The sequence below is a fragment of the Aeribacillus pallidus genome (assembly GCF_050478865.1).
Lineage (GTDB): Bacteria > Bacillota > Bacilli > Bacillales > JACDOC01 > JACDOC01.
In genome coordinates this window covers 1-19551 of record NZ_JBCNBW010000040.1, presented here as the reverse complement: position 1 = coordinate 19551, position 19551 = coordinate 1, and the positions used below count along the sequence as shown (strand labels likewise).

The 19551-nt window shown below is 40.0% G+C and carries 15 protein-coding genes and 1 pseudogene; all 16 read left to right on the top strand.

What is annotated here, in order from left to right:
• The first annotated feature begins 14 nt into the window (after positions 1 to 14).
• The 16 genes and pseudogenes from ABES52_RS09945 (at position 15) to ABES52_RS09870 (ending at position 19472) form a co-directional block, all read left to right on the top strand.
• Entirely contained in the window at positions 15 to 1718 is a 1704-nt protein-coding gene (locus ABES52_RS09945) for a proline--tRNA ligase (protein ID WP_429651006.1), read from the top strand.
• A gap of 132 nt (positions 1719 to 1850) precedes the next feature.
• Entirely contained in the window at positions 1851 to 6182 is a 4332-nt protein-coding gene (locus tag ABES52_RS09940) for a PolC-type DNA polymerase III (RefSeq protein WP_429651005.1), read from the top strand.
• A 148-nt stretch (positions 6183 to 6330) separates the two neighbouring features.
• Positions 6331 to 6801 (top strand): ribosome maturation factor RimP, encoded by a 471-nt coding sequence (rimP, locus tag ABES52_RS09935; RefSeq protein ID WP_429651004.1) that lies wholly within the window; start codon positions 6331 to 6333, stop codon positions 6799 to 6801.
• A 37-nt stretch (positions 6802 to 6838) separates the two neighbouring features.
• Entirely contained in the window at positions 6839 to 7960 is a 1122-nt protein-coding gene (gene nusA / locus ABES52_RS09930; RefSeq protein WP_429651003.1) for a transcription termination factor NusA, read from the top strand.
• 12 nt (positions 7961 to 7972) lie between these two features.
• Positions 7973 to 8257, top strand: a complete 285-nt coding sequence (gene rnpM / locus ABES52_RS09925) for an RNase P modulator RnpM (RefSeq protein ID WP_429651002.1) — start codon at positions 7973 to 7975, stop codon at positions 8255 to 8257.
• On the top strand, positions 8254 to 8571 hold the full coding sequence (locus tag ABES52_RS09920) for a YlxQ family RNA-binding protein (RefSeq protein ID WP_429651001.1): 318 nt from the start codon (positions 8254 to 8256) through the stop codon (positions 8569 to 8571). The genes rnpM and ABES52_RS09920 overlap by 4 nt, the downstream gene beginning before the upstream one ends.
• A gap of 4 nt (positions 8572 to 8575) precedes the next feature.
• Entirely contained in the window at positions 8576 to 10765 is a 2190-nt protein-coding gene (gene infB, locus ABES52_RS09915) for a translation initiation factor IF-2 (protein WP_429651000.1), read from the top strand.
• Positions 10765 to 11043: a DUF503 domain-containing protein gene (locus tag ABES52_RS09910; RefSeq protein ID WP_429650999.1), complete on the top strand. Its 279-nt coding sequence runs from the start codon at positions 10765 to 10767 to the stop codon at positions 11041 to 11043. Before infB ends, ABES52_RS09910 begins: the two co-directional genes overlap by 1 nt.
• A gap of 13 nt (positions 11044 to 11056) precedes the next feature.
• Positions 11057 to 11404, top strand: coding sequence for a 30S ribosome-binding factor RbfA (gene rbfA, locus ABES52_RS09905; RefSeq protein ID WP_429650998.1), 348 nt, complete (start codon positions 11057 to 11059; stop codon positions 11402 to 11404).
• Positions 11405 to 11661: 257 nt separating this feature from the next.
• A pseudogene (gene truB / locus ABES52_RS09900) lies at positions 11662 to 12572 on the top strand (tRNA pseudouridine(55) synthase TruB).
• Positions 12573 to 12589: 17 nt separating this feature from the next.
• Positions 12590 to 13534 carry a bifunctional riboflavin kinase/FAD synthetase gene (gene ribF / locus ABES52_RS09895; RefSeq protein WP_429650997.1) on the top strand — a complete coding sequence of 315 codons (945 nt, stop codon included), beginning with the start codon at positions 12590 to 12592 and terminating at the stop codon, positions 13532 to 13534.
• 131 nt (positions 13535 to 13665) lie between these two features.
• Positions 13666 to 13935, top strand: coding sequence for a 30S ribosomal protein S15 (gene rpsO, locus ABES52_RS09890; protein ID WP_429650996.1), 270 nt, complete (start codon positions 13666 to 13668; stop codon positions 13933 to 13935).
• A 226-nt stretch (positions 13936 to 14161) separates the two neighbouring features.
• Positions 14162 to 16273, top strand: coding sequence for a polyribonucleotide nucleotidyltransferase (gene pnp, locus ABES52_RS09885; protein WP_429650995.1), 2112 nt, complete (start codon positions 14162 to 14164; stop codon positions 16271 to 16273).
• A 366-nt stretch (positions 16274 to 16639) separates the two neighbouring features.
• The gene (locus ABES52_RS09880) at positions 16640 to 17608 is read left to right on the top strand and encodes a polysaccharide deacetylase family protein (protein WP_429650994.1); all 969 of its coding nucleotides are present in this window, start codon (positions 16640 to 16642) and stop codon (positions 17606 to 17608) included.
• A gap of 75 nt (positions 17609 to 17683) precedes the next feature.
• On the top strand, positions 17684 to 18922 hold the full coding sequence (locus tag ABES52_RS09875; RefSeq protein WP_429650993.1) for a M16 family metallopeptidase: 1239 nt from the start codon (positions 17684 to 17686) through the stop codon (positions 18920 to 18922).
• Positions 18923 to 19232: 310 nt separating this feature from the next.
• Positions 19233 to 19472 carry a YlmC/YmxH family sporulation protein gene (locus ABES52_RS09870; protein WP_429650992.1) on the top strand — a complete coding sequence of 80 codons (240 nt, stop codon included), beginning with the start codon at positions 19233 to 19235 and terminating at the stop codon, positions 19470 to 19472.
• The last annotated feature ends 79 nt before the right edge of the window (positions 19473 to 19551 follow it).

The following is a 19551-nucleotide window of genomic DNA, read 5'->3' as shown; positions in this document are numbered from 1 at the left end:
AGGTGTGAGAATAGATGAAGCAAAGTATGATGTTAATTCCAACGTTACGAGAAGTACCAGCCGATGCTGAAATTAAAAGCCATCAATTGCTTTTACGCGCGGGATATATTCGTCAAAATTCAAGCGGTGTGTACAGCTTTTTACCGTTAGGAAAAAAAGTATTGCAAAAGGTCGAAGAAATTGTCCGTGAAGAGATGAACAAAATCGGTGCTGTTGAGTTGTTAATGCCTGCCCTTCAACAAGCGGAATTATGGCAAGAGTCCGGTCGTTGGTATTCGTACGGGCCTGAGCTCATGCGATTAAAAGACCGTCATGACCGTGATTTTGCATTAGGGGCAACACACGAAGAGATGATTACGAGCCTTGTTCGTGATGAAGTGAAATCGTACAAACGTTTACCGCTTACGCTATACCAAATTCAGACGAAGTTCCGCGATGAAAAGCGTCCACGCTTTGGACTGCTGCGTGGTCGGGAATTTGTGATGAAAGATGCATATTCCTTCCATGCGTCTCAAGAAAGTCTAGACGAGACATACGAAAAAATGATGGAAGCGTATTCCAATGTGTTTCGCCGTTGTGGATTGAATTTCCGGGCGGTTTTAGCCGATTCAGGGGCCATGGGAGGAAAAGATACGCATGAATTCATGGTTCTTTCCGAAATTGGAGAGGATACGATTGCGTATTCTGATGAATCCGATTTTGCGGCAAATATTGAAATGGCTCCAGTTGTGGTTACCTATGAAAAAAGTACAGAAGAACCTTTAGCGCTCGAAAAAATTGCGACGCCTAACCAAAAATCGATTGAAGAAGTGTCTACCTATTTAGGAGTAGCTCCTGAAAAATGCATTAAAACCTTATTGTTTAAAGTCGACGATCAATACGTTGTTGCTCTTGTTCGTGGGGACCATGAAGTAAACGATGTAAAATTGAAAAATGTGTTAGATGCGACTGTTATTGAGCTTGCAACACCAGAAGAAACAAAAGAAGTACTAGGCTGTAGTATCGGTTCCCTTGGTCCAATCGGTGTTAACGGAGTAAAAATCATCGCCGATCATGCGGTAGAATATATCGTCAATGGTGTATGTGGAGCGAATGAAGAGGGATATCATTATAAAAATGTTCAACCTGCTCGCGATTTTACCGTTGATCAATATGTTGATTTACGTTTTATTCAAGAAGGTGATCCTTCACCAGATGGAAAAGGAACGATTCGCTTTGCAAAAGGAATCGAAGTAGGTCATGTCTTTAAGCTTGGTACGCGTTACAGCGAAGCTATGAATGCTACTTTCTTAGATGAAAACGGAAAAGCACAACCGATGATTATGGGCTGTTACGGTATCGGTGTGTCACGTACCTTAGCAGCCGTTTGTGAGCAATTTAACGATGAACACGGTCTTGTATGGCCAGCAAGTCTTGCTCCGTTTGATGTCCATCTCATTCCAGTTAATATGAAAGATGATGCCCAGCGGATGTTGGCTGAAGAACTTTATGAACAAATGAAAGAATATCGTCTTGACGTACTAATGGATGATCGTGCTGAACGTCCTGGTGTAAAATTCGCTGATGCCGATTTAATTGGATTACCAGTGCGTGTGACCGTTGGTAAAAAAGCATCCGAAGGAATGGTTGAAGTAAAAATTCGTCGGACAGGTGAAGTGATTGAAGTTGCTAAAGAAGAGGTTGTCCAAAAAGTATTAAAATTATTAAAAACACTTTAATCGAACGAATTATCGGGGGAAACCCCGATAATTTTTTTCCACATGATGGATGATGGATGTACGTTGAAATGTGTCGAACGATTATCTAATATGATAAGAGAAAAAAAGATTTATTGGATGGGAGAGGAAAGTATGAACGAAAATCCCGCCGGAAAAAAAGAACGATTTCAAATATTGCTCCAACAAATCGGATTAACCGATGACGATTATATGCCGTATTTTCAACAAGCACTTATTGAAAAATTATCTGTTTCGAAACAGCGAAAAAAATGGCACTTTTATTTTTCTTTTCAACAGATCTTACCGTTTCGGGTATGGCAACAATTATATCAGCAGTTAACGAAAAGCTTTTCCCACATTGCATCCATCGATATGACGATCAATGTTTTACACCCTGAAGTAACGGAACAATTAGTACACGATTATTGGAAATATTGTGTTCAACAACTTGATGGAATTTCACCGCCCATCTTAACTTTGTTAAACGAGCAATATCCAACGTTGCAAGGTCAAAAAGTCATTGTTAACGTCAACAACGAATTAGAGGGAATGCAAATTAAAAATAAATATAGCTCGATGATTCTATCGGTTTTTGAAAAAGTAGGCTTCCCTCGATTATCGATACAAACAGAAATTGTTTCAACAGAACCATCGGAAGAATATCACCAGTTTTTAGAACAGAAGAGAAAAGAAGACGAAGAACGGGCGAAACAAGCTTTACTTGAAATGCAAAAACGAGAGACAGCACAAAAAGATGCGAAGGATGAAGCACAAGAAGATCATGGACCTCTGATGATTGGTTACACCATTAAAGATGATAGTGAATTCAAGAAATTAGAAGAGATTGTTGATGAAGAACGACGCATTGCGATTGAAGGATATGTGTTTGAAGCAGAAACGAAAGAATTGCGAAGCGGTCGAACATTATTAACATTTAAGATTACCGACTATACCGATTCCATTTTAGTGAAAATGTTCTCTCGGGATAAAGAGGACGCAGCGTTGTTAAATAAAGTGAAAAAAGGGATGTGGCTACGGGTTCGCGGTAGTGTGCAAAACGACACCTTTGTCCGTGATTTAGTGATGATTGCCAACGATATTAATGAAGTGAAACCGGTTGAACGAGAGGACACCGCTCCAGAAGGAGAAAAACGCGTGGAACTACATTTGCACACACCGATGAGCCAAATGGATGCAGTTACTTCTGTAAGTGATTTAATTGCCCAAGCCAAAAAATGGGGACATCGGGCAATTGCCGTTACCGATCATGCGGTGGTGCAATCATTTCCAGAAGCGTATAGCGCAAGTAAAAAACACGATATGAAAGTGTTGTATGGGGTAGAAGCAAACCTTGTCGATGATGGGGTTCCGATTGCCTATAATGACCAACATCGGTTGCTCGCTGAAGATACGTTTGTCGTTTTCGACGTTGAAACGACCGGTTTAAGTGCGGTATATGACACGATTATTGAATTAGCTGCCGTCAAAGTTCGAAACGGAGAAATTGTCGACCGATTTGAATCGTTTGCGAATCCGCACCAGCCATTGTCTGCAACGACCATTGAATTAACCGGTATTACCGACGATATGGTGAAAGATGCGCCAGACGTGGAAGAAGTGCTACACCGTTTCTATGAATGGACAGGCGATGCGATTTTAGTAGCACATAACGCTTCCTTTGACATGGGCTTTTTAAATGTCGGCTATCAAAACATTGGTCTCGGTAAAGCGACAAACCCAGTAATCGATACATTGGAACTTGCCCGCTTTTTATATCCTGAATTAAAAAATCACCGACTCAATACATTGGCGAAAAAATTTGATGTCGAATTAACCCAACACCACCGGGCGATTTACGATGCGGAGGCAACGGGCTATTTGCTTATTAAAATGTTAAAAGATGCAAAAGAAAAAGGAATTCAATACCATGATGACTTTAATAAATACATGGGTAAAGGTGACGCCTATAAACGCGCCCGTCCATTCCATTGTATCTTGCTTGCTAAAAATGAAGTTGGGTTGAAAAATTTATTTAAACTCGTTTCATACGCTCATATTAACTACTTTTACCGTGTACCAAGAATTCCAAGGTCCGTTCTTCAAAAGCATCGGGAAGGAATTATTGTTGGCTCTGGATGCGATAAAGGGGAAGTCTTTGAGGCAATGATGCAAAAAGCACCAGAAGAAGTCGTTGACATTGCCCGCTTTTACGATTATTTAGAAGTTCATCCAAAAGAAGTTTACGCCCCATTAATCGAAATGGAACTGGTAAAAGATGAGCAACAACTAGAAGAAATCATTCGTAACATCGTGCAGCTCGGTGATGAGCTTCATATTCCAGTTGTCGCCACAGGTAACGTTCATTACCTACATCCAACAGATAAAATTTATCGAAAAATTTTAGTCAGTTCCCAAGGGGGAGCAAACCCTCTTAACCGACACCAATTACCGGATGTCCATTTCCGGACAACGAATGAAATGTTAGATGCTTTTTCGTTCCTAGGTCAAGAAAAAGCAAAAGAAATTGTGGTTACCAATACGAACAAAATTGCAGACATGATTGACGTCATTAAACCAATCAAAGACGATTTGTACACGCCAAAAATAGAAGGTGCTGACGAAGAGATTCGCCGCATGAGTTATGAACGTGCGAAAAGTATATACGGGGATCCGTTACCTGAAATTGTTGAAGCCCGGTTAGAAAAAGAATTGAATAGTATTATCGGACACGGGTTTGCCGTCATTTATTTAATTTCTCATAAACTTGTAAAAAAATCGCTAGATGACGGATATCTTGTTGGTTCTCGCGGTTCGGTAGGGTCTTCATTTGTGGCAACCATGACCGAGATTACGGAAGTGAACCCATTACCACCACACTATGTCTGTCCAAACTGTAAACATTCCGAGTTTTTCAATGACGGTTCTGTTGGTTCGGGATTCGATTTACCAGATAAAAACTGTCCACAATGTGGAGCAAAATATAAAAAGGATGGGCATGACATTCCTTTCGAAACATTCCTAGGCTTTAAAGGGGACAAAGTTCCTGATATCGACTTGAACTTCTCAGGTGAATACCAACCTCGAGCTCACAATTATACTAAGGTGTTATTCGGGGAAGACAATGTCTATCGCGCGGGGACCATCGGTACTGTCGCCGATAAAACCGCATACGGTTACGTTAAAGCTTATGCACAAGAAAATAATTTGCAATTACGCGGGGCGGAAATTGACCGTTTATCAAAAGGATGTACGGGGGTTAAACGGACAACAGGTCAGCATCCAGGTGGAATTATCGTTGTACCAGATTATATGGATATTTACGATTTTTCACCGATCCAATATCCAGCCGATGATAATACGTCAGAGTGGCGTACAACCCATTTCGACTTCCATTCGATTCACGATAACTTATTAAAGCTCGATATTCTTGGGCACGATGATCCGACGGTTATTCGTATGTTGCAAGATTTAAGTGGAATCGATCCGAAAACGATTCCGACGGATGACCCTGAAGTAATGAAAATTTTCAGTGGCACCGAATCGTTAGGGGTTACGGAAGAACAAATTATGTGTAAAACAGGAACGCTTGGTATTCCAGAGTTCGGAACCCGCTTTGTTCGACAAATGTTGGAAGAAACGAAACCAACGACGTTCTCCGAGCTTGTCCAAATTTCAGGATTATCACACGGAACGGACGTATGGCTCGGTAACGCTCAAGAGCTGATTCAAGACGGAACGTGTACGCTTAGTGAAGTAATTGGTTGTCGTGACGATATTATGGTATATCTGATCTATCAAGGACTAGAACCATCGTTAGCGTTTAAAATTATGGAGTCCGTTCGTAAAGGACGAGGGCTTCAACCGGAAATGGAAGAAGAAATGCGTAAGCATAACGTTCCGGAATGGTATATTGAATCATGTAAGAAAATTAAATACATGTTCCCGAAAGCTCACGCCGCTGCGTACGTCCTTATGGCGGTACGGATCGCGTATTTTAAAGTTCATCATCCACTGCTATACTATGCATCTTACTTTACTGTTCGTGCGGAGGATTTTGATATTGACACCATGGTAAAAGGTTCACAAGCAATCCGAGCACGAATTATGGAAATTAATGAAAAAGGATTAGACGCTAGTCCGAAAGAAAAAAGTTTATTAACAGTTCTTGAATTAGCTTTAGAAATGTGTGAACGTGGCTTTCGCTTCCAACGGGTAGACTTGTACCGTTCAAGTGCGACCGAATTTCTTATTGATGGGGATTCCCTCATCCCGCCATTTAATTCCATTCCTGGACTTGGAACGAATGCAGCAATTAATATTGTGAAAGCAAGAGAAGAAGGGGAATTCTTGTCAAAAGAAGACTTACAACAACGCGGGCGTGTGTCAAAAACAATCATTGAGTATTTAGAAAAGCATGGTTGCTTAGATTCGTTACCAGACCAAAATCAATTATCGTTGTTTTAATGGAACTGAGCCTTCGTTTGCAAAACATGGACGATTATGGTATATTGGTGTTGGAAATACTATTGATAACTCTGTCAGCTAAAAGAGTGGGGAAACCCACTCTTTCGTATTGTCAGCAAATCAACTGTTTACCGTGTAGGAGGTATGTATGAGCAAAGTAACGGAAGTAGTGGAACAGCTCGTAGCTCCCATTTTAGAAGAGATGGACCTAGAACTAGTGGACGTTGAATACGTAAAAGAGGGGAAAAACTGGTTCCTCCGCGTGTTCATTGATAAAGATACGGGTGTTGATATTGAAGAATGTGGAGTAGTGAGCGAACGTCTAGGAGAAAAGTTGGATGAAATCGATCCCATTCCACATAACTACTTTTTAGAAGTGTCATCACCGGGTGCTGAACGACCACTCAAAAAAGAAAAAGATTTTTACAAAGCTGTTGGTAAGTACGTTCACGTAAAAACATATGAACCGATTGATGGTGAAAAAGTTTTTGAGGGCGTGCTCCTCAATTTTGATGGCGAAACGTTGAAAATGGAAGTGAAAATTAAAACGCGTAAAAAGGAAATCACAATCCCGATGGAGAAAGTGGCTAAAGCTCGACTAGCCGTTTCATTTTCATAAGCAAATTATCGTTTTGTAGAAAAAAGGGGGAAAAACAATGAGCTCTGAAATAATGGATGCTCTTACCAATTTGGCAAAAGAAAAAGGAATTTCAAGTGAAGTGATAATTGAAGCCCTAGAAGCTGCTCTCATTACAGCGTATAAACGAAATTTTAATCAAGCGCAAAATGTTCGTATTGATTTAAGTGCTGAAAAGGGCTCAGTACGTGTGTTTGCTAGAAAAGAAGTGGTGGAGGAAGTAAGCGACTCTCGTTTAGAAATTTCGCTTGAGGAAGCACAAAAGATTAATCCTGCCTATGATATTGGAGACATTGTAGAGATTGAAGTGACTCCAAGAGATTTTGGCCGTGTAGCTGCACAAACCGCGAAACAAGTCGTCACTCAACGGGTTCGAGAAGCTGAAAGAGGCATTATTTATTCTGAATTTATTGACCGCGAAGAAGATATTATGACCGGTATCGTTCAACGTCAAGATTCCCGCTTCATCTATGTCAGCTTAGGAAAAGTGGAAGCACTTTTACCAGTGAGTGAACAAATGCCAAACGAAACGTATAAGCCACATGATCGAATTAAAGTGTACATTACGAAAGTTGAAAAAACGACGAAAGGTCCACAAATTTTCGTATCACGGACCCATCCAGGATTACTGAAACGATTATTTGAACTTGAAGTCCCAGAAATTTTTGACGGAACTGTAGAAATTAAGTCCGTTGCCCGTGAAGCTGGCGATCGCTCTAAAATCTCTGTCTATAGCGAAAACCCTGAAGTGGATCCGGTCGGTGCTTGCGTTGGACCTAAAGGGGCACGCGTACAAACGATTGTCAACGAATTAAAAGGAGAAAAAATCGATATCGTTCAATGGTCTGAGGATCCGGTTGAATTTGTTGCTAACGCATTAAGCCCTTCCAAAGTGTTAGATGTGATGGTGAACGAAGAAGAAAAAGCGACGACGGTAGTTGTACCAGATTACCAATTATCATTAGCAATTGGTAAACGGGGTCAAAACGCCCGTCTTGCGGCAAAACTAACCGGTTGGAAAATTGATATTAAAAGCGAATCAGACGCTCGTGAATTAGGTATTTATCCACGTGAACAAGCATCAGAGGCTGACGATGTTACACTCGAAACATTCGATTTTGATACAGAAGAAATCGAGTAAGAGGTGATATGTATGAGCAGTCGAAAAAAAATTCCGATGCGAAAGTGCGTGGCAACTGGCGAAATGAAACCAAAAAAAGAAATGATTCGAATCGTTCGCTCCAAAGAAGGTGAAGTATCTGTTGATTTAACAGGTAAAAAATCAGGACGTGGAGCGTACCTTTCAAAAAACCGTGAAGCTATTTTACTGGCAAAAAAGAAAAACATTTTATCAAGACATTTAGATGTGGCCATTCCTGAACAAATCTATGAAGAATTACTTACAATTGTGGAGAAGGAGAAATTGAAAACCGAATGAAACAACAAAGATGGTTTCAATTATTAGGATTGGCCAATCGGGCGCGCAAAATCATCTCTGGTGAAGAATTGGTCATTAAAGAAGTGAAGGCAAATAAAGCCAAATTGGTTCTTCTAGCCAATGATGCTTCTTCAAATACAGCAAAGAAAATAGAAGATAAGACAACTTATTATGGAGTACCGCTTAGGCGGGTACCCGATCGGTATATGCTTGGTCAAGCAATCGGGAAAGAAGCCCGCGTAGTTGTAGCAGTTGTCGATGAAGGATTTGCCAAAAAATTAGAGATGTTGCTCGATGAAAAAACGTGGGGGTGAACGTATGAGTAAAATACGAGTTTATGAATATGCAAAACAAAATAAAATTTCTAGTAAGGACGTTATTTCCAAATTAAAAGAAATGAATATAGATGTATCTAATCATATGGCAACAATTGATGAGGAAACGGTTCAAAAACTTAACGCATCGTTTCAACCAAAAAAAGAAAAACCAGCTCGTCCTTCGAAACCAGCGAACGGAAAAGAACAACCAAAGCCTTCTAAAACAGACAACTTTGAAGATGATGATGTAACACCGATAAAAGTAAAAGTAAAATCTGCTCCAAAAAATCGCGAAGGAAAAAAGCACGACCAAGAATATCAATCGAAAGAGAAAAAAGCGTTTAATAAAAACGGTAAAAATAAAAAGAAAAACAAGAATCATCACAACAACAAGCAAAACCACCAAAAACAAGCTTCTCAGCCGAAGAAAGAAAAAGAACTTCCATCTAAAATTACGTATACAGACTCCTTAACCGTAGCTGAACTGGCGAAAAAACTTCATCGAGAGCCGTCTGAAATTATTAAGAAGCTGTTTATGTTAGGTGTAATTGCTACTATTAACCAAGTGCTTGAAGAAGATGCCATTGAATTAATTGCAAGTGAATATGGTGTAGAAGTCGAAAAACAAGAAAGTGTTGATATTACAGATCTAGAAGTGTACTTTACACCAGATGAAGAAGACCAATTAGAAGAACGTCCACCTGTTGTAACGATTATGGGGCATGTTGACCACGGGAAAACAACGCTATTAGACTCCATCCGTAACACAAAAGTAACCGAAGGAGAAGCAGGTGGTATCACTCAACATATTGGTGCGTATCAAGTTGTGGTTAATGGCAAGAAGATTACGTTCCTAGATACACCTGGGCACGCAGCATTCACAACCATGCGTGCACGTGGTGCTCAAGTTACAGACATTACGGTCCTTGTTGTCGCAGCTGACGATGGCGTAATGCCACAAACGATTGAAGCGATCAACCACGCGAAAGCAGCAAACGTACCAATTATTGTTGCAGTTAACAAAATGGATAAACCAACAGCCAACCCAGATCGCGTTATGCAAGAATTAACGGAACATGGTTTGGTACCTGAAGATTGGGGCGGAGACACCATTTTCGTTCCTATTTCCGCATTAAAAGGGGAAGGAATAGATAACCTACTAGAAATGATTCTCCTCGTTAGTGAGGTGGAAGAATTAAAAGCAAATCCAAACCGAAATGCACTTGGTACGGTAATTGAAGCACAGCTTGACAAAGGTCGGGGTCCAGTTGCAACATTACTCGTACAAAACGGTACATTACGCGTAGGAGATCCAATCGTAGTAGGAAATACATTTGGTCGCGTACGGGCAATGGTGAACGATTTGGGACGTCGCGTCAAAGAAGCAGGCCCATCCACGCCTGTAGAAATTACCGGATTAAACGAAGTTCCACAAGCAGGCGATCGCTTCGTTGTATTCGATGACGAAAAAACTGCTCGTCAAGTTGGGGAAGCTCGGGCTCAAATAGCTATACAGGCACAACGTAATGAAAAAACACGCGTAAGTCTTGATACATTGTTTGAACAAATGAAACAAGGCGAAATGAAAGAATTGAATGTCATTATTAAAGCAGACGTACAAGGTTCGGTGGAAGCGTTAGCTGCTGCTCTTCAAAAGATTGAAGTAGAAGGGGTTAACATTAAAATTATCCATACGGCCGTCGGTGCCATTAATGAGTCCGACATTACGTTAGCTGCTGCATCTAATGCGATTATTATCGGATTCAACGTACGTCCAGATGCTAATGCGAAACGTGCTGCTGAGGCTGAAAAGGTAGATATTCGTCTCCATCGCATCATCTATAAAGTCATTGAAGAAATTGAATCTGCGATGAAAGGTATGCTTGACCCAGAGTATGAAGAGAAAGTAATCGGTCAAGCAGAAGTTCGTCAAACATTTAAAGTTTCTCGAATTGGAACGATTGCTGGAAGCTATGTGACGGAAGGAAAAATTACACGTGACAGTGGTATTCGCCTCATCCGCGACGGTGTTGTTGTGTTCGAAGGTGAGATCGATACGTTAAAACGTTACAAAGACGACGTTCGCGAAGTATCTCAAGGTTACGAATGTGGTATTACAATTAAGAACTTTAACGATATTAAAGAAGGAGATATTATAGAAGCGTTCATTATGGAAGAAGTTGAACGTTAATGATTGGGTATGTGGAATGTGAATTTCTAATATATAATGCCCACTCCTTAAAAGAAAAACGAGCCGTGCTTCAACGTACGTTGACACGGCTCAAACAAAAAAGAAATGTTTCAGTCGCAGAAATCAACTATCAAGATGTTTGGCAACGGACAAAAATAGCTATTGTTACTGTTGCTTCATCCAAGCAAACGGCTGAACATGAAATAGAAAAAGCCTTATCATTTTTAGATTCCTTTCCGGAATGGGAACGGACATCAACGAGTTATGAATGGCTTTAAAGGGGTGAAGGATATGACGTTACGAGCCAATCGAGTAGCAGAACAAATGAAAAAAGAATTAAGCGACATTCTTGGTCGTAAAATTAAAGACCCTCGTATTGGTTTTGTTACAGTCACAGACGTACGATTGACTGGTGATTTACAACAAGCGAAAGTGTACATTACCGTGTTAGGTGACGATCAACAAAAGGAAAATACGCTAAAGGGGCTTGCTAAAGCGAAAGGTTTTATCCGCTCCGAAATCGGACAACGAATTCGTTTACGAAAAACCCCAGAAATTATTTTTGAATTTGACGAATCCATAGATTACGGAAACCGCATCGAAACATTGTTAAAAGAAATTCAAAAAGAATCGGAATAACAATAATCGGGGGACTCCCCCGATTCTTTTTACGTTTGGTTCTTTTAAATGATATTGTTGATATTTATACATTTCGTTTGTGGCGGACGCTTTCCGCGGGCAAGCTGCAAGCCGCTTCCCTCGCTACGCTCAAGTATGGTCTTGCGGCTTCTTGTTCCCGCTGAGTGGCCGCCGTGAACAACTTGTTAAAATCAACTATGAAATATAACATAGCCTAACGTTTAAAATCATATGGAGTAGAAAAGAGGTGAGTTTCCTTGGAAGGAATTTTACCGATTTGGAAAGAAAAAGGACTTACGTCACACGATGTTGTCTATCGTGTTCGCAAATTATTAAAAATGAAAAAAGTCGGTCATACAGGTACGCTTGATCCAGATGTAACTGGAGTGTTACCTATTTGTTTAGGTAGAGCTACGAAAATCGCAGAGTATATTACAAACGCAGGAAAAGAATATGTTGGAGAAGTAACGTTAGGTTTCTCAACAACGACGGAAGATGCCTCTGGTAAAGTAGTTGACCAAAAACGGATCGAACGCATCCTTACAAGAGACGAAATAGAGGAAGTTTTACGTTCGTTAAAAGGAAACATTCAGCAAACACCTCCGATGTATTCGGCGGTCAAAGTGAACGGAAAACGATTGTATGAATATGCCCGGGAAGGAAAGGAAGTAGAACGCCCGACACGAACAGTGACGATTTATGACCTAGAGTTATTGGATGAGCGTATGAGTTTCTCAGGTGATACCATAAAGTTTCGTTTTCGGGTGTCTTGTAGTAAAGGTACATATATACGAACTCTAGCCGTGATGATTGGTGAGCGTTTAGGCTATCCAGCGCACATGTCGGACTTAGTTCGCACCCAATCGGCATTTTTCGAAAAGAGCATTGTGTGACCCTTGAACAATTAGAACACCTTGTTCAAGAAGGAGATATTCATCGCCTCGTCTTTTCAATTGAAAAAGGATTATACCATTTGCCGAAAATTGAAATAAATGATACATTAGCAAAGAAAGTAGTTAACGGTTCGGTATTATCAAAACCAAAACAATGGCCCCATGACGAAGAGGATGTAGTTGTTATGCACCAAGGGAGAGCTTTAGCATTGTACCGTTTACATCCTAGCAAACCGTATTTAATTAAGCCAACGAAAGTATTGCGGAATGAATGAAGAAAAGGTGAGGTAACTTGAAGGTAATCACATTGCACCATCCCCACACGATCAATAAAAAGGATTTACCACCATTATGTATGGCGCTAGGGTATTTTGATGGAATTCACAGAGGCCATCAAAAAGTGATTTTAACCGCGAAAGAAATGGCCGATAATAACGGCTGGAATAGTGCTGTTATGACGTTTGATCCCCATCCATCTGTCGTTTTAGGACATAAACACCAGCACGTTCAATACATTACTCCTTTAAATGATAAAATTGAATTGTTAGAACAGATGGGGATTGATTACGTTTTTGTCGTTCGCTTTACATCCGCGTTTGCCAATTTGCACCCTCAAGAATTTGTTGATCAATACATTATTAATTTAAACGTTCAACACGTAGTTGCTGGTTTTGATTTTACATATGGAAAGCTTGGAAAAGGAACGATGGAAACTTTAGCTTTTCATTCCCGTCAGGCGTTTACGTATACAACTGTCGAAAAATTAACTGAAGGGAACGAAAAAGTCAGTTCAACCCTTACGAGAAATTATTTAAGAGAAGGAAACATGGAGCAAGTGGCCCTATTGTTAGGCCGGTATTATGTAACAAAAGGGACGGTTATTCACGGTGATAAACGCGGTCGTAAAATCGGCTTTCCAACTGCGAATATTGAATTAATCGATGCCTATATTGTTCCTAGGACGGGTGTGTATGCCGTTCGCCTACTTGTCAATGAGACATGGTATGAAGGTGTATGTAATGTTGGTTATAAACCGACGTTTAACAATCCCAATGAAACGAACTTATCGATTGAAGTTCATATTTTTGAGTTTTCAGATTCCATCTATGGGGAAGAAGTACAGGTTGAGTGGCACAAACGCATTCGTGCTGAACAAAAATTTCCATCCATTGATGAATTAATTAGACAAATCGAAAAGGATAAAAAAGCGGCGATCACTTATTTCGAAAAAAGTTAAGTTTTTACTTGCATTTTTCTTCTAAAAGTAGTATTCTATAACACGTATGAAATGAACCGTTGCTTGGCAAGTCGAGTCACCGACGCTTGCTCAGTAACTGGGGATTGATCAATAGTAGGAGGTGAAATAGGATGGCGATTTCTCAAGAGCGCAAAAACGAAATCATCAACCAATTTAAAACACACGAGAACGATACTGGTTCTCCAGAAGTTCAGATTGCTATCCTTACTGAAGAAATTAACAATTTGAACGAACATTTACGCGTTCATAAAAAAGACCATCACTCTCGTCGTGGTCTTATGAAAATGGTAGGTCGACGTCGTAACCTTTTAACTTACCTTCGTAAAAAAGACGTTCAACGCTACCGTGAATTAATCAACAAACTTGGTTTACGTCGATAGTCTTTACAAAAGCGGGATTTCTCCCGCTTTTTTGTTAGTTTGAGAATAGTTGCCCCCAAAAGGGGAATGTTTTTTTCCTATTTGGTTGATAATGAGGATAAAGAAATTAAATACATATGAAAATGATACATAGCACTTTTTGTGTGTAAATGATAGACTTTTATTAGTAATGAGGTTAGAGAAAACTCTTTCCTCGATGGCTGAATGAATAGAGAGGAGTACACGTATGGAACAAGAAAAGTATGTCTTTTCCATAGATTGGGCTGGACGACCGTTAACCGTTGAAATCGGTCAACTTGCAAAACAAGCAAACGGTGCCGTTTTAGTCCGCTATGGTGATACGGTTGTCTTATCAACAGCAACTGCATCAAAAGAAGCAAAAGATGTCGACTTTTTCCCATTAACGGTTAACTACGAAGAGCGTTTATACGCGGTTGGAAAAATTCCTGGAGGATTCATTAAACGGGAAGGTCGTCCGAGTGAAAAGGCGATTCTGACAAGCCGGTTAATCGACCGTCCGATTCGTCCGTTATTCGCTGAAGGTTTCCGTAATGAAGTTCAAGTCGTTAGTATGGTTATGAGTGTTGATCAAGATTGCTCACCAGAAATGGCCGCAATGTTCGGGTCATCATTGGCTCTTTGTGTGTCTGATATTCCGTTTGAAGGTCCGATTGCGGGTGTAATTGTCGGACGAGTAAACGGAAAATATGTGATCAATCCAACGATTGAGCAACTCGAAAAAAGCGATATGCACTTAACAGTTGCTGGAACGAAAGACGCGATCAATATGGTCGAAGCAGGAGCAGATGAAGTTCCTGAAGAAGATATGTTAGAAGCTATCATGTTTGGACATGAAGAAATTAAACGTCTCATTGAATTCCAGCAACAAATTACGGATCAAATTGGAAAAGAAAAGATGGAAGTGGAGCTTTATGAAATTGATCCGGAATTAGAGAAACAAGTTCGCAAAATGTGCGAACAAGAAATGCTTCAAGCGATTCAAGTAGCGGAGAAGCATGCTCGTGAAGAAGCAATTCAACAAGTGAAAGATCAAGTTGTTGAAAAATTTGAGAAAAACGAAGAAAACGACGAAAAAGTAATTAAACAAGTAAAAGAAATTCTCGACAAGCTTGTAAAAGAAGAAGTTCGTCGATTAATTACTGAAGAGAAAATACGGCCTGATGGACGTAAAATTGATGAAATTCGTCCGTTATCTTCTGCAGTCGGCTTACTACCGCGTACACATGGTTCCGGTTTATTTACGCGCGGTCAAACACAAGCTTTAAGCGTATGTACATTAGGGGCACTTGGAGATGTACAAATACTTGATGGACTTGGTATTGAAGAATCGAAACGGTTCATGCATCATTATAACTTCCCGCCATTTAGTGTTGGGGAAACAGGACCAATGCGAGGACCAGGCCGTCGGGAAATTGGTCATGGTGCACTAGGAGAACGGGCATTAGAGCCTGTGATTCCAGATGAAAAAGAATTCCCATACACCATTCGTCTTGTTTCTGAAGTATTAGAATCCAACGGTTCTACTTCGCAAGCAAGTATATGTGCAAGTACGCTAGCCATGATGGATGCAGGTGTACCAATAAAAGCACCTGTTGCTGGGATCGCTATGGGTCTTGTAAAATCGGGTGATCATTACACCATTTTAACCGACATTCAAGGCATGGAAGACTTCTTAGGTGATATGGACTTTAAAGTAGCCGGTACTGCAAAAGGTGTTACGGCTTTACAAATGGATATTAAAATTAAAGGGCTCTCCCGTGAAATTTTAGAAGAAGCCCTGCAACAAGCGAAACGTGGCCGTATGCAAATTTTAGAACATATGTTAACGACAATTGCTGAACCACGAAAACAACTGTCTCCATATGCACCGAAAATTTTAACGATGACGATTAATCCAGAAAAAATTCGTGACGTCATTGGACCAAGCGGTAAGCAAATTAACAAAATTATCGAGGAAACCGGCGTAAAAATTGACATTGAACAAGATGGTACCATTTTTATTTCTTCCGTTAACGAAGAAATGAACAAAAAAGCGAAGCAAATTATTGAAGATATCGTAAAAGAAGTCGAAGTTGGTCAGATGTATTTAGGTAAAGTAAAACGTATTGAAAAATTCGGAGCATTTGTCGAAATCTTTAATGGTAAAGATGGTCTTGTCCATATTTCCGAATTAGCAGAAGAACGGGTCCGTCGTGTCGAGGACGTCGTCAAAATTGGTGACGAAATTTTAGTAAAAGTCCTTGATATTGATGCTCAGGGACGTGTCAACCTATCCCGTAGAGCAGCCATTAAAGAACAAAAAGAACAAGCAAACTAAGAAAGTCAGGGAAATGAAACCCTGGCTTTTTTATGTTCGATCTGTTAATCGATACTGTTGATTTATACATTACACTTGTGGCGGACGCTTTCCGCGGGCAAGCTGCAAGCCGCTCCCCTCGCTACGCTCAAGTATGGTCTTGCCTGGCTTCTTGTTCCCGCGGGTGTCACCGCCGTGTGAATAACTTGCTAAAAATCAACAATAAAATATAACATAGCCTTTAGATTAAAGAAATAAGGATTGCACTTTGAGCCATCACGGACGTTTACAGGTATACCTTGTCCTTTTCATACATATCTTTGTAAGTAGGAATCGCTTACTTTTTAAATGCGTTTATATAGATTGAAGAAAAAGGATGTGGAACATGTGAAAAGATGGCTCGTATACGGGATGATCTTTATTCTTTCATTTATCCTCGTACAAAATGAATGGACATCAACTTATATTGAAACATTAAAAAATAAGGCGATACACGTTTCAAAACAAGAAACCCCACTATATCAACAGATAAAAGAGAGAGCACCTAACTATGAAGCTGATCCTGAAGACGCTGTATTCGATCGTGTATGGAAGTTAATACCTGGGTATAACGGTGTAAAAGTAGACATTGAAGCTTCCTATAAAAAAATGAAAAAGAAAAACGAATTTAATGAACAATTACTTGTCTATCATCAAGTCCCGCCCAAAGTTCATTTAGACGATTTACAACCAGCGCCTATTTACAAAGGAAATCCGAATAAGCCGATGGTAAGCTTTATCGTCAACGTGGCATGGGGAAACGAACATATACCGAAAATGCTGGAAATTTTTAAAAAGCATGACGTGCTTGCCACCTTTTTCTTAGAAGGACGATGGGTCAAAAATAATCCAGAATTAGCGAAAACGATTGCTGCAAATGGACATGAATTAGGAAATCATTCCTATTCTCACCCCGATATGAGCCGGTTACCAAGTGTCAAAATCAGGGAAGAACTAGAAAAAACAAATGAATTGATTAAAGGAATTACTGGAACAGAAGTCAAATGGTTCGCCCCACCAAGTGGAAGTTTTCGAGAAGAAACGATTCTTATTGCCCATGAAATGAAGATGAAAACCATTATGTGGAGCGTCGATACGGTTGATTGGAAAAAACCACCCCCTTCCGTTATTATTGAAAGGGTAACATCTAAAATTCATCCTGGAGCCATTGTATTAATGCACCCGACTCAATCGACTGTGGACGCATTAGATGCTTTACTCCAAGCGATGAAAACGAAAAATTTTAAAGTAGGAACCATTTCCGAATTGTTAAGTGAAAAGAGAATAATGAATCGACAGGAAGCTTCTGTACAATAATGGCCCTTTCATGCTACACTCATTAAAGTTGACAATCTATTTTGAAGTTGGACTGTTGGACAGGAGGAATTTTTTTTGATCAAGAAATATACGTGTCAAAATGGAGTAAGAATCATTCTCGAACAAATTCCTACCGTTCGATCCGTAGCGATTGGAATATGGGTCGGCACTGGATCGAGAAATGAAACACCAAAAAATAACGGGATTTCCCATTTTCTTGAGCACATGTTTTTTAAAGGGACGACTTCAAGAAATGCCCGTGAAATAGCAGAGGCGTTTGATTCGATTGGAGGGCAAGTAAATGCGTTCACCTCCAAAGAATATACATGTTATTATGCGAAAGTGTTAGATAACCATGCTTCCTATGCGTTATCTGTTCTTGCGGATATGTTCTTCCATTCCACGTTTGATGAAGAAGAATTGGAGAAAGAAAAAAATGTTGTTTTAGAAGAAATTAAAATGTATGAAGATACCCCTGATGACATCGTTCATGATTTATTAAGCCAAGCCGTATATAAAAAACATCCTTTAGGTTATCCAATTTTAGGAACAGAAGAAACATTAATGACGTTTACAGGAGATACGCTTCGGGAATATATGCATAACCATTACACTCCGGATCGCGTCGTTATTTCCGTAGCGGGAAATGTCGATGAAACGTTTATTAAAGAAGTCGAAAAATGGTTCGGTTCTTATGAAGGTGGGAAGCGTTCTGAGGAAGAAGAACAACCAGTTTTCCATTCCAACCACCTGTCTCGTAAAAAAGACACCGAACAAGCCCATTTATGTATTGGCTACGAAGGTTTGCCATTAGGGGATAAAGATATTTATAGCTTTATTATTTTAAATAATATTTTAGGTGGCAGCATGTCCTCACGATTGTTCCAAGAAGTACGTGAACAACGTGGATTAGCCTATTCTGTATTTTCCTACCATACTTCCTATTTGGATCACGGGATGTTAACGATTTACGGAGGAACGGGTGCAAATCAACTAGATGCTTTATACGAAACCATTCAAACGACATTAGCCTCAATGAAAGAAACGGGCATTACGACGAAAGAACTGCAAAATAGTAAAGAACAGCTAAAAGGTAGCTTAATGTTAAGTTTAGAAAGTACGAATAGCCGAATGAGTCGTAACGGGAAAAACGAATTATTGCTAAGAAAACATCGGACATTAGATGAAATTGTAGAATCGATTGATCGAGTATCTCTAGAGTCGGTGAATCGAGTGATCGAACGGGTATTTACCGACCAATTTGCTGTTGCTCTTATTAGCCCAGATGGTCAATTACCAACAACGTTATCATAATTAAGTCGAGCTTATCGCTCGGCTTTTTTTTTAGGCTTTGTTAAACGATATTGTTGTAATTATACATTTCGCTTGTGGCGGACGCTTTCCGCGGGCAAGCCGCTTCCCTCGCTACGCTCAAGTATGGTCTTGCGGCTTCTTGTTCCCGCTGGAGTCGCCGCCGTGTGAACAACTTGCTAAAAATCAACAATGAAATATAACAAAGCCTTTTTTAAAAAAAACTTCTAAAACCATCTTATCAGCTTATACATGTATTAGAAATGCACAGAAAGGTTCTGCGGGATACTTCAAATAAAGGGGAGAACAGCCGTTGCGACTAAGTGAATTAAGTGGTAAAGAGATTGTTGATTTAAATCGTGCGGAACGACTTGGTGTATTAGGTCAAACAGATTTTGAAATTAATACGACGACAGGGCAAATTGAGGCATTAATCATTCCAACAGGGAAATGGTTTGGTATGAAAAGAAACGGTAGTGAAATTCGCGTTCCATGGAAACAAGTACGTACGATTGGAACCGATATGATTATTCTCGATATCGCTGAGGAGTGAATATGAGACTTTTAAAACAATCGGTTGATTAAAACGCTCGAATAAGTCTTCGAGCGTTTTTTCTTGTGCGCCCGGCATG

What these genes read in the sequence shown, in the direction of transcription:
- rimP (WP_429651004.1), top strand. Translation starts at nt 6,331, where the DNA reads ATGAGCAAAGTAACGGAAGTAGTGGAACAGCTCGTAGCTCCCATTTTA.
- rpsO (WP_429650996.1), top strand. Translation starts at nt 13,666, where the DNA reads ATGGCGATTTCTCAAGAGCGCAAAAACGAAATCATCAACCAATTTAAA.
- ABES52_RS09940 (WP_429651005.1), top strand. Translation starts at nt 1,851, where the DNA reads ATGAACGAAAATCCCGCCGGAAAAAAAGAACGATTTCAAATATTGCTC.
- ABES52_RS09945 (WP_429651006.1), top strand. Translation starts at nt 15, where the DNA reads ATGAAGCAAAGTATGATGTTAATTCCAACGTTACGAGAAGTACCAGCC.
- ABES52_RS09920 (WP_429651001.1), top strand. Translation starts at nt 8,254, where the DNA reads ATGAAACAACAAAGATGGTTTCAATTATTAGGATTGGCCAATCGGGCG.
- pnp (WP_429650995.1), top strand. Translation starts at nt 14,162, where the DNA reads ATGGAACAAGAAAAGTATGTCTTTTCCATAGATTGGGCTGGACGACCG.
- rbfA (WP_429650998.1), top strand. Translation starts at nt 11,057, where the DNA reads ATGACGTTACGAGCCAATCGAGTAGCAGAACAAATGAAAAAAGAATTA.
- ABES52_RS09910 (WP_429650999.1), top strand. Translation starts at nt 10,765, where the DNA reads ATGATTGGGTATGTGGAATGTGAATTTCTAATATATAATGCCCACTCC.
- infB (WP_429651000.1), top strand. Translation starts at nt 8,576, where the DNA reads ATGAGTAAAATACGAGTTTATGAATATGCAAAACAAAATAAAATTTCT.
- rnpM (WP_429651002.1), top strand. Translation starts at nt 7,973, where the DNA reads ATGAGCAGTCGAAAAAAAATTCCGATGCGAAAGTGCGTGGCAACTGGC.
- nusA (WP_429651003.1), top strand. Translation starts at nt 6,839, where the DNA reads ATGAGCTCTGAAATAATGGATGCTCTTACCAATTTGGCAAAAGAAAAA.